The sequence below is a fragment of the Kitasatospora sp. NPDC034035 genome, from assembly GCF_055575755.1.
On record NZ_JBVISA010000022.1, the window covers coordinates 160,172 to 170,148 of the forward strand.

Sequence of the window (9,977 nt, forward strand, 5' to 3'; positions counted from 1 at the left end):
GGCTGTCTGCGGTGAGTCGTTCGTCACCGCCGAGCCTACGTGCTGCGTCCTGCTCAGGGGCCCCGGTAACTCAGCTGCCCCGGCTGCCCGGGTGCCCGGGTGGCTCGGATGCCCAGGCGGCTCAGCTCCCCCGGTGGTGGATCTCCTCCAGCACCGTCGCACCCAGCTCGCGGATGATCAGCTCCTGACCGGAGAACGCGTCCTCCTTGAGGTCCGGGTCGTCCTCCTCCGGGATGTCGTCCTCCGGCGCCACCGACTGCACCGGACGGGCCTGCGGCGCCGGAGCGGGCGGCGGGGCCTGCACCGGCGCGGACTGCACGGGCGGGGCCTGCAGCGGCGGAGGTGCCACCACGGGCGCGGGCGCCGGAGCGGACGCGGGCGCCATGGCCGGCGGGGCGGCCGGACGGGCCGGGGCTCCCCAGCCCCCACCACCCTGGGCGCCACCGCCCTGAGCGCCACCGGGAGCACCGCTCGGGGCGGCGCCGACACCGCCGGACGGGTCGACGATGCACTCGATCCGCCAGTCCACGCCCAGCGCGTCGGTCAGCGCGGCACGCAGCACGTCGTCGCTGTTGCTGCCGACGAAGCTGTCCCGGGCGCCGGCATTGATGAACGACACCTGGAGCACACTGCCGTCGAACCCGGCCACCTGGCCGTTCTGGCTGAGCAGGATCCAGGTGAAGCGGCGGCGGTTCTTCACCGCCTCCAGGATCTGCGGCCACAGCTGCCGGACCTGCGCGGCACCCTGCTGCGCGGCCGCCGACGGCTGCCCGCCGGGAACGGCCGCCGCGGGGGCCGCGGCGGGAGCCGGAGCAGGCGCGGGCACCGGGGCGGCCGCGGGGGACGGAGCGGCCTGCGGCTGCGGCGCGGCAGGCGCCGCAGCGGCCGGGGCGGGGGCGCCGCCACCGGCGGGCGGGAAGCTGCGCGGGATCGGCCAGGCACCCGGCGCGGGCCCGGCGGGCGCGGCCGGAGGCGGCGGAGCCTGCACGGGCGCGGGCGGCGCCACGGGCGCGGCCGGCACCTCCATCGCGGGGACGGCAGCGGGCACGGCAGCGGGCTCGACAGCGGGCTCGGCCACCGGCGCAGCCGCCGGTACGCCCAGCGGAGCCGCTCCCGGCACCGCTCCCGGCACCGCCATCGGCGCGGCGAACCCACCCGCCGCCGCTCGCCGCTCCAGCTTGTCCAGCCGCGCCTGCAGCGACAGCTCGTCGCTGTACGCGCCGGGCAGCATCACCCGGGCGCAGATCAGCTCCAGCTGCAGCCGGGGCGCCGCGTTGCCGCGCATCTCGGTCAGTCCGGTGTTGACGATGTCCGCGGCCCGGCTCAGCTCGGCCGAGCCGAACGCGTCGGCCTGCGCCTGCATCACCGCGACCCGGTCCGCCGGGGCGTCGATCAGCCCCTTCTCCCCGGCGTCCGGCACCGTGGCCAGGATCACCAGGTCGCGCAGCCGCTCCAGCAGGTCGGTGACGAAGCGGCGCGGGTCGTGCCCGCCCTCGACCACCCGGTCGATCACCTGGAACACCGTCGCCCCGTCGTGCGCGGCGAAGGCGTCCACCACCTCGTCCAACAGCGCGGAGTCGGTGTACCCGAGCAGCGAGGTCGCCATCTGGTACGTGACGCCGCCCTCGGCGGCGCCGGCCAGCAGCTGGTCCATGACGGACATCGAGTCACGCACCGAGCCCGCCCCGGCCCGGACCACCAGCGGGAACACCGTGTCCTCGACCTGGATGCCCTCGCGGCCGCAGACGTCCGTCAGGTAGTCGCGCAGGGTGCCGGGCGGGACCAGCCGGAACGGGTAGTGGTGCGTCCGGGACCGGATCGTCCCGATCACCTTCTCCGGCTCGGTGGTCGCGAAGATGAACTTGAGGTGCTCCGGCGGCTCCTCGACCACCTTGAGCAGCGCGTTGAAGCCGGCCGAGGTCACCATGTGCGCCTCGTCGAGGATGAAGATCTTGTACCGGCTGTGCACCGGTGCGAAGAACGCCCGCTCGCGCAGCTCGCGCGCGTCGTCCACACCACCGTGCGAGGCGGCGTCGATCTCGATCACGTCGATCGAGCCGGGCCCGCCGGTCGCGAGGTCCCGGCAGGACTGGCACTCCCCGCAGGGCGTGGGCGTCGGCCCCTGCTCACAGTTCAGACAGCGGGCCAGGATGCGCGCACTCGTCGTCTTTCCACAGCCGCGCGGCCCGCTGAACAGGTACGCGTGATTGACCCGGTTGTTACGCAGGGCCTGCTGGAGCGGAGCGGTCACGTGCTCCTGCCCGATGACCTCCGCGAAGGTCTCGGGGCGGTAGCGGCGGTACAGGGCTAGGGACACACCCCCGACGATATCGGGACGGACCGACAAACGCGTCGCCCCTCACTGCCCGGCCCCCGCAACCCCGGCTCCCCGGGAACGCAAAGACCCCTCGTGCACCCGCCAGAGCCCTCCTACCCTTGCTGCCTTCCGGCCCTGGGGGGGTTCAGAGAGATAACGCCACACGAGGGGCTGACCCCCACACTACCGGATCCCGGCCCCGACGATCCACAGGCCACCCCCACCCCCGGCCTGCGGGATAGGTGGTCGCGACCACCCCGAAACATGTACTAAGCTCTCCCACGGAGGATTCGCCTAGAGGCCTAGGGCGCACGCTTGGAAAGCGTGTTGGGAGCAATCCCTCACGAGTTCGAATCTCGTATCCTCCGCCTCCGCCCGCCAGGGCAGACGAGGGCCCCGACCGCTCAGCGGTCGGGGCCCTCGTCGTTCCATGGTCCCGGTTGGACCTGCGGGGTCTCAACGGGGCCGGCGATGTCCGGCCCCCGACGTGGGAGCCGACTACGAGCCGCCCCCGGGCGGCTGTCAGGGGCATCCTGCGGCCACAACCAGCATGCTCGGGCGCTGTGCGTTCCAGCTTCCGGATCTCCCCGCTTGCTGGCGAGGAGATCGGAGACCCTGACACCGACGACCGCCGGCAAGCTGCGGTTGCTGTGCGCGGAGTTCCAGGCTCCGGGCACAGCACCGTCGTCAGCTCGCCTGGGCGGCTGCTTCGGCTTCCGAGTTCTGGATGCCGAGGTTGGCGTAGGCCACGGGGTTGGCGTACTCCCACACCTTGACGACCTTGGCGTCCTCGATCTCGACCCGGAAGATGTACACGTTGCGGTAGACCAGCTTCTCCGCAGTGGACAGGATGTCGCCGTTGGCCTGTAGGAAGACCGACTTGGCGTCCTCGCTCACCGTGTAGACCTTGTCGAGGAAGGCGATGTGGTCGAACTTGGCCGCGACGGATTCGATGTAGCCCATCACGTGCTCCCGACCGTCGAAGACGTACCAGGGGCCGGGCGTACCCTCGATCGACAGCGGGATGGTGATGTTGGCGTGGGGCGCGAGCAGGACTCGCACGCCCGCCGGGTCGCGGCCCTCGAAGGCGGCGAAGAAGCCCTTCGCGGTGTTCAGAGCGGTCTCGTGGTCAATCGTCATGATGTTCTCCGTGGGTTCGGCGGCCCGGTCGGCCGAACGTAGTTGGTAGTGAGTGGCCGGTTGGTCGAGGGTGCGGTGGTCGAGCGACGTGCGCGCTGTCACCAGGGGGTCGGGGCGTGGGCACCGAGGAAGGTGCCGGTGGGGCCGTGCGGGCCGGCGGTGGCCGTGGCGACGATCACCGCAGCTCCCTCTTCCACGCTCTGCGTGCCCTGGTGCCCGTTCAGGTCGGTCGCGGTGAATCCGGGATCGACGGCGTTGACCTGGATGCCTGGGTACTGCTGCGCATACAGGACGGTCAGCATGTTCAGGGCTGCTTTGGACGAGTTGTAGGCGAGGAGCGGGATCCACGCCGGCACGATGGACGCATGCGCGGCAGGATCAGCATTGACCGCGAGCGACCCCAGGCCGCTGCTGACGTTGACAATGGCCGGGCTGTTCGCGGCCTGGAGCAGGGGCAGAAAGGCGCGCACGGTGCGCACCGCTCCGAACACGTTGGTGTCATACACCTGCTGCAGGTCGGCGGCGGTCAGCTCCTCGGTCGGCAGGGCAGGACCGGCGATGCCAGCGTTGTTGACCAGCACATCGACGGCTCCGGCTTCCTTGCGCACCGCTTCCGCGGCTGCTGCGACGGACCGGTCGTCGGTGACGTCGATGAGCAGCGGGCGGGCGCCCAGCGCTCTTGCAGCCTCCTCACCTCGGCGGGCGTCGCGGGATCCCGCATAGACGGTGTGTCCCAGCTCGATGAGACGGCGGGCCGTCTCGAATCCGAGCCCCTTGTTCGCTCCGGTTATCACTGTGGTGGTCATGGACTCCACCCTCGATGACCAGCGCGGATCGAGGGAGAGCCCCGGGCAGCGGGGGGCCTGGCAGTACCAGGCTGGGGCAGCCGACGAAGCCGACAATGGGGATGTGGCTCACGACGACACAGCACTCGGCACAGCTCTGCGCCAATGGCGCGACCGGACCAGCCCCCAGGACGCGGGACTCCCGGCTGGTGGTGTCAGGCGGGCACCCGGACTACGCCGCGAGGAACTAGCCCTGCTCGCCGGACTCTCCGTCGACTACGTCGTCCGGCTGGAGCGAGGCCGCGCCAATTCACCCTCCCCCCAGGTCCTGTCCGCGCTTTCCCGCGCCCTGCGGCTGTCGGAGACCGAGCGGGATCACCTGTTCGTCCTCGGCGGACAGGCCCCGCCCAGCGCCGGACAGGTTTCCCAGCACGTGCCGCCGAGCGTCCAACGGCTGCTCGACCAACTGCAGGACACCCCGCTCAGCGTCCACGACGCGGCCTGGAACCTCATCTCCTGGAACCCCCTCTGGGCCGCTCTGGTCGGCGACCCGTCCTCCTGGCGCGGAAGAGAACGCAACATCGCGTGGAGGCACTTCACACACCTGGCCGGCCGCGTCACCCACACCCCCGAGCAGCAGGCCAGCTTCGAAACCGCGCTCGTCTCCGACCTACGCACCTCCACCGCCCGCTACCCACGGGACAGGCCACTGCGATCACTGATCGCCGACCTGCGGCGCGAGGACGCTCGCTTCGACGAACTCTGGCGCTCCCACACCGTGGGCTTCCACACAACCGACAGCAAGACCATCCACCACCCCGCCCTCGGGCCGGTCACCGTGGACTGCGACACCCTCACCATCCCTGGCAGCGACCTGCGCATCGCCGTCTGCTCCGCGCCGGGTACCGCAACCGCGGAGCAGTTCGCCCTCCTCAAGACCATCGGCATCCAGGCCATCTCAGCTGCTGCCATCGATCCCACCCACAGCTCGTAGCCAGGGGCCCGCCCCTCCGCCGACGAAACCCTGGTTGCAGTTCTGGTTGCATTCACCCCCGTCCAACGCCGTCCGAAGCTTGGCAAGCGAGCAGCTCCGCCGCAGGCCAGGACGCTCCCGACCACCCCCGGACGGCCGGGCGAACAGTTGGAAAGCGTGTTGGGAGCAATCCCTCACGAGTTCGAATCTCGTATCCTCCGCCTGCACGAAGGCCCCGACCGCTCAGCGGTCGGGCCTTCGTGCCGTGGTTGCGGTGGCGGCAGCCCACCGGGCCTGTGGAAGGTCGGCAGGAGAACGCGACAGTACCGGCCCGCACCGGACCGTCGCCAAGGCCAGAAGATCCGTGAGCGCGGCCGGGTCGTCAATGTCCACTGCCTCGTCGCCGTCGGCGTCAACACCGAGGGCCGACGCGAGGTCCTGGGCCACGGATGCGTCGGATCGACAGCCTCCCCGCTGCGGGGCGTCCGCCCGAAGGTGCCGGGCACCAGATCGACCACCGCGACCATGCCGGGCTCGGTCGAACAGGGAGTAGCCTGGAGATCACCGAAGGCACTTCGCATGCCGGTACCGGATATTGGCGTCGTCTGCGGCGAACGACAATGCCGGACCAGACCTCTCGGCCGGGCCCGGGGACAGGTCTTTGATCATGACCACGACCCTCGATCGTGCGACGATGCCCACCACCACGGATTCCACCGCACGGCTCTCCCTCACGCCCAGTGGCGTGCGGCGCGGCCGTCTGGACGGAGCCTGGTGGCCGCGCTCGCGCGATCTTCTTCTCGAACTCCCCGCCCTGGCCGCCGAGATCGACGAGCGGTGGGGCCGGATCACCCGGATCACCGTGAACCCCGCGCAGTGGCCCGTCATCCCCCGGCGGATACCGGTCGCGGGTCACACCGTCCACGCGGGCTGGTTCACCATCGAACAGGACCCGCACATGATCATGGTCTGTTCCTACGCCCCCCGCCGGCTGAACCTGCTGGTCGTCCCGCCCCGGACGGATGCCGTCGAGGCCGCCCGGCTGATGGCCGAGGCCGCCGATCCCGCGAACACCAGGACCGCGAGCGAGTTGCTCGCCGCGGAGCCGAGCGCCGGTGCGACCGCGCCGGACACCCGTTCCGACTTCCTGCCGTCGGCCGTCACACCCTTCACCGGGCTTGGCGAGGCCGAGCGGCGAGCCGGTCTCGCCCGAAGCCGGGCCGCCTCCTGGCCGACATCCGCGTAGGCGGCGGACGGGAGCCGCCCGGGCCGGGGCGGGGCCTGCGTCACTCGCGTGACCACTCGGTCTCGGCCTGGGGTTCGCCGACGGCATCGGCCCCTTCCCAGAGGCGGATCCTGACCGCGCGGGGGCCGGGAGAGGGCCGGGAGAGGGTGCGTACGAACACGTCACGCAGGTGGTTGGCCGCCCGCTGGGGCGGCCCGTCGTATTCCAGCGGATTCTGGATCGGAGTACCGCCCTGCCGGGACCAGTGGCCGTCGTCGGCCTGGGTCTCCAGAATCCATCGGTACTGCCGCATCCTGGCCTCCCGTGCCGACGATCCCGCCCCCACCACGGTATGGGCGGGGTGGATCACCCGCGACCGGTGGACTCCGCCCGCGCTGTGGCTCGGCCTGCCGGTCGCACCAGCAGTTCCGAGCAGGTCGTCTGTCGTTCGAGAGCCACTGGGCACCGGGCACCGGGCACCGAGGATGAAAGCGTTCCCGATCGCCAACTCGTCATCGAACACCCGCCGAGGAATCGGCCGTCAGGTTTGGCCACGACACGCTCGCCCATACGTGAGGTGCGGGCCCCCGCCCACCGTCGGCTCGCCGGTCACCCCGGACAGACCTTGAAGGAGGCCGAAGTGGCACTCGTGCTCTTCCTGATCATCGTGGCGATCGCGCTCGGGCTGGTCGGTGTCGTCGCCAAGGGCCTGCTCTACCTGCTGTTCATCGGTATCGCCGTACTGATCGTCGCGCTGGCCCTCTCCGCCGTCCGTATCCGGCGCGGAGGCCGGTCCGCGCCCCGCTGAGCAGCCACCGGTCCGCGCCCCGCGCTGAACAACCAGGTGGCGCCGCTGGCTGAGTAGCGTTCCCGCGGTTCGCACGGGGCGGATCGCCGTCAGTATTCGGAGCCACTTCGCCGGTAGGTGCCCGCGACCTGGAGCCACGCTCCGGGCGTGAAGCACGCCTCGATCCGGTGCGGGGTGTCCTCGAAGACCCGCAGAACACGCAGAGCACCGCTTGGATGCAGGTCGTACTCGAAGGTGACGCCGTCGTCCGAGCCGTCCTCGTACTGGAGGTCCAGCGGCCCCTGCGAGGGCTCCGCCGGCACCCGGGCGTCGGCCGAGAGTTTCACGTAGACGGACATCTCGCTGTCCCGCCCTTCCTGCCTGCCCGAGGAGTCCGGCCCATGCGGCCGTTCCTCAGGACGCTTCGCTCGGCGGTCCGGATCCGATGCCGGTGGCGATGAGGATCTGCCGCGCCGAGTCGGTGTCGTCGGCCTGAACGGCGCGTGCCATCGAGGCCAGGGCCGCTTCCAGGGCCGCCTGCGGGGGAACGACGAGCAGGCTGAAGTGGTCGCGGTCGCCCCGGGTGATGATCACCGTGTCGTCACCGACCGGGTACTGGTCGATGTGCACCGATCGGCCGTCGACGACCAGCCGGGCCGGCACGTCGTCCCAGGCATCCGCGTCCAGCCCGACGCTCACCACGGGGCCGAGGTGTTCGGTCAACGCTCTGACCAGGCCGGGCAGCTCGGCTCCGACGTTCCGCGAACGCGGCCACCAAGCGCCGTCGAGCGAGCCCGCGCGCGACTCTGTGGTCTCCAGGCGCAACAAGACGGTCCCCGGCTTCGCGGACTGCCGAAACCGGTCGGGAAGCAGCCCCGAAGGCGGAGCACCCGCTTCGTCCGACATGGCCTCGCCACCTATCTGCGGGCACAGGCCGGGCCCGCGGAGGGAGAGCCGGTCCTTTGGGAGCGGCGGCTCGGGCTGCCCCGGTACTCCCACGGTACTCTGCCCGCGCCGGGCAGATCCGGTCGGTCACGAGAGCCCTGACGGGGTGCCGGTTCTCAGCGCCACTCGATCAGGAACAGGGTGGCGTCGTCGCTCGTGCGCCCGCCCCGCTTCTCCTTCAGGACGTGGGAGAGCGCCCGCACCACGGCCCGCACCCCCTCCTGCGAACGCTCGACGAGGTTGACCCAGTCGATGAGCTGTTCCTCCCCGAACTGCTCCCCGCCGGCCTCGCGCTCCTCGACCAGGCCGTCGGTGAAGCACAGGACCCGGTCACCGTGCCGCAGTACCCGCTCGCTGATCACCGGCTCCTCGCCGCCGAACCCCACCGGCAGGGTGGTCGCGCTCTCCAACCGCTCGACCACCACGTGGTCGCGGATCAGCAGCGGCGCGGGATGCCCCGCGTTGACCCACTGCAGGTGACCGGTGGCGATGTTCAGCCGCATCATCTGTGCGGTGACGAAGTGGTCCGGCCCGAACTGCTCGGCGACAGCCCGGTCCATGAACGCGTAGATCTCGGCCAGCCCGATGTCGGCGCGCCGGGCATGCCGGTACGCGCCGATGGCGACGGTCGCCATGGTGGCGGCGTCCAGCCCGTGGCCCATGGCGTCGATCGTGGCCACGTGCAGGAGGTCGTCGTTGAGCGCGTAGTCGAAACTGTCACCGGCCACCTGGTAAGCGGGTTCGAGGATGCCCGCCACGGCTACCCGGGGGACAGTCATCGACAGCGGTGGCAGCAGAGACCACTGGATCTCCGCCGCCACGCTCATCGGTTCCAGGCGCCGGGCCTGGAAGATCCGGTCGGTGTAGCCGCTCTTGGTGACCAGCAGATCCGCGACCAGGCCGGCGAAGCGCCCCAGGAGCCGCCGATCGTCCCCGTCGACGGCGTCCAGCGTGAGGGCCAGCACCCCCACCTCGTCGCCACCGTCCAGCAACGGCAGGTACAACCGCGTCCCGTCAGCCTGCGACACCTCGACGGGAACACCGCGCAGAAAGGCCGCACCCGCGGGGGAGCCATCGATCGGCACCGGTTCTCCCGTGGCCAGCCCCCTCCCCGACAGCGGCACCAGCACGAGCTGGCCGTAGTCCTGCAGCAAGAGCGCCGGATCACGGCCGCCGAACCCGCGTACCGCGTCGGCGACCAACGGAACGATCAACCGGGGCGGCAGCTCGTGTGCCTGATCGAGCAACGCCCCCAGCAGCCGTTCGCCATACCCCTCGGACCGGTCCGGTCCCGCTGCGCCGGACGGCCGCTCACCGCTCATCCTTTGCTCACCGCCGTCTGACTCCCGTCCTGGGCACTCGGCACCGCCTTGATCAACCCTGGCACCACGGTGCAGTTCGCCGGGGCAGGTCCTTCCATTACGCCCGACAGCAGTGCATCGCGCCCCCGGTCACGTCTCCCCTCACGAGTCGCCCGCCGGAACGGTCCCCGAGCCAGACGGAGCACAGCCCCGCCCTGGTTGCAGTTTCGGTTGCAGTCACCCCCGTCCAGCACCGTTCAGAGCCCAACCGACGGGACGCCCCGCCCCTGGTCAGGACGCCTACGGCCATCCCCGGACGGCCGGACGAACATTTGGAAAGCGCATTGGGAGCAATCCCTCACGAGTTCGAATCTCGTATCCTCCGCCTTCGCCCGCCAGGGCAGACGAGGGCCCCGACCGCTCAGCGGATGCTGTTGGTTAATCGGTGAGGGCCTGCGTGACGTCGGCCTGTACGACCCCGTTGGGGTTGTGCAGGCCGTTGTC

The 9,977-nt window shown here is 71.0% G+C and carries 10 protein-coding genes, 1 tRNA gene, 1 other RNA gene and 1 pseudogene; 5 read left to right on the forward strand and 8 right to left on the reverse strand.

What is annotated here, in order from left to right:
- Positions 1-121 precede the first annotated feature (121 nt).
- Positions 122-2,317 (reverse strand): DNA polymerase III subunit gamma and tau, encoded by a 2,196-nt coding sequence (locus tag ACZ52J_RS28445; RefSeq protein WP_465622764.1) that lies wholly within the window; start codon positions 2,315-2,317, stop codon positions 122-124.
- Positions 2,318-2,396: 79 nt separating this feature from the next.
- Positions 2,397-2,493, reverse strand: an RNA gene (gene ffs / locus ACZ52J_RS28450) — signal recognition particle sRNA small type.
- A 107-nt stretch (positions 2,494-2,600) separates the two neighbouring features.
- Between ffs and ACZ52J_RS28455 the strand changes: the two genes are divergently transcribed.
- A tRNA-Ser gene (locus tag ACZ52J_RS28455) sits at positions 2,601-2,685 on the forward strand.
- A gap of 319 nt (positions 2,686-3,004) precedes the next feature.
- On the opposite strand, the gene ACZ52J_RS28460 is transcribed toward ACZ52J_RS28455, so the two are convergent.
- Both ACZ52J_RS28460 and ACZ52J_RS28465 read right to left on the reverse strand, forming a co-directional pair.
- Positions 3,005-3,457 carry a nuclear transport factor 2 family protein gene (locus tag ACZ52J_RS28460; RefSeq protein ID WP_465622766.1) on the reverse strand — a complete coding sequence of 151 codons (453 nt, stop codon included), beginning with the start codon at positions 3,455-3,457 and terminating at the stop codon, positions 3,005-3,007.
- A 98-nt stretch (positions 3,458-3,555) separates the two neighbouring features.
- Positions 3,556-4,263, reverse strand: coding sequence for an SDR family NAD(P)-dependent oxidoreductase (locus ACZ52J_RS28465; protein WP_465622768.1), 708 nt, complete (start codon positions 4,261-4,263; stop codon positions 3,556-3,558).
- A 103-nt stretch (positions 4,264-4,366) separates the two neighbouring features.
- On the opposite strand from ACZ52J_RS28465, the gene ACZ52J_RS28470 reads away from it, so the two are divergent.
- The 3 genes and pseudogenes from ACZ52J_RS28470 (at position 4,367) to ACZ52J_RS28480 (ending at position 6,461) form a co-directional block, all read left to right on the forward strand.
- Positions 4,367-5,236 carry a helix-turn-helix domain-containing protein gene (locus tag ACZ52J_RS28470; RefSeq protein WP_465622770.1) on the forward strand — a complete coding sequence of 290 codons (870 nt, stop codon included), beginning with the start codon at positions 4,367-4,369 and terminating at the stop codon, positions 5,234-5,236.
- A 333-nt stretch (positions 5,237-5,569) separates the two neighbouring features.
- Positions 5,570-5,656: pseudogene (locus tag ACZ52J_RS28475) on the forward strand (transposase); the annotation flags it as partial.
- A gap of 226 nt (positions 5,657-5,882) precedes the next feature.
- On the forward strand, positions 5,883-6,461 hold the full coding sequence (locus tag ACZ52J_RS28480; protein ID WP_465622772.1) for a DUF5994 family protein: 579 nt from the start codon (positions 5,883-5,885) through the stop codon (positions 6,459-6,461).
- A 40-nt stretch (positions 6,462-6,501) separates the two neighbouring features.
- Here ACZ52J_RS28480 and ACZ52J_RS28485 read toward each other — a convergent pair whose 3' ends face one another.
- The gene (locus tag ACZ52J_RS28485; protein ID WP_465622774.1) at positions 6,502-6,753 is read right to left on the reverse strand and encodes a hypothetical protein; all 252 of its coding nucleotides are present in this window, start codon (positions 6,751-6,753) and stop codon (positions 6,502-6,504) included.
- Between the two features lie 327 nt (positions 6,754-7,080).
- Here ACZ52J_RS28485 and ACZ52J_RS28490 point away from each other — a divergent pair, with 327 nt between their 5' ends.
- A complete protein-coding gene (locus tag ACZ52J_RS28490; protein WP_465622776.1) occupies positions 7,081-7,248 on the forward strand; it encodes a hypothetical protein in 168 nt (55 codons plus the stop codon).
- Positions 7,249-7,337: 89 nt separating this feature from the next.
- On the opposite strand, the gene ACZ52J_RS28495 is transcribed toward ACZ52J_RS28490, so the two are convergent.
- From ACZ52J_RS28495 to ACZ52J_RS28505, 3 genes are all read right to left on the reverse strand, one after another.
- Positions 7,338-7,586, reverse strand: a complete 249-nt coding sequence (locus ACZ52J_RS28495; protein ID WP_465622777.1) for a hypothetical protein — start codon at positions 7,584-7,586, stop codon at positions 7,338-7,340.
- Between the two features lie 55 nt (positions 7,587-7,641).
- Positions 7,642-8,133, reverse strand: a complete 492-nt coding sequence (locus ACZ52J_RS28500) for a DUF5994 family protein (protein WP_465622779.1) — start codon at positions 8,131-8,133, stop codon at positions 7,642-7,644.
- A gap of 155 nt (positions 8,134-8,288) precedes the next feature.
- On the reverse strand, positions 8,289-9,494 hold the full coding sequence (locus ACZ52J_RS28505; protein WP_465622780.1) for a PP2C family protein-serine/threonine phosphatase: 1,206 nt from the start codon (positions 9,492-9,494) through the stop codon (positions 8,289-8,291).
- Between the last annotated feature and the right edge of the window lie 483 nt (positions 9,495-9,977).

Coding starts and splice junctions, on each gene's coding strand:
- ACZ52J_RS28460 (WP_465622766.1), bottom strand. CDS start 3,457: ATGACGATTGACCACGAGACCGCTCTGAACACCGCGAAGGGCTTCTTC.
- ACZ52J_RS28465 (WP_465622768.1), bottom strand. CDS start 4,263: ATGACCACCACAGTGATAACCGGAGCGAACAAGGGGCTCGGATTCGAG.
- ACZ52J_RS28480 (WP_465622772.1), top strand. CDS start 5,883: ATGACCACGACCCTCGATCGTGCGACGATGCCCACCACCACGGATTCC.
- ACZ52J_RS28485 (WP_465622774.1), bottom strand. CDS start 6,753: ATGCGGCAGTACCGATGGATTCTGGAGACCCAGGCCGACGACGGCCAC.
- ACZ52J_RS28495 (WP_465622777.1), bottom strand. CDS start 7,586: ATGTCCGTCTACGTGAAACTCTCGGCCGACGCCCGGGTGCCGGCGGAG.
- ACZ52J_RS28500 (WP_465622779.1), bottom strand. CDS start 8,133: ATGTCGGACGAAGCGGGTGCTCCGCCTTCGGGGCTGCTTCCCGACCGG.
- ACZ52J_RS28505 (WP_465622780.1), bottom strand. CDS start 9,494: ATGAGCGGTGAGCGGCCGTCCGGCGCAGCGGGACCGGACCGGTCCGAG.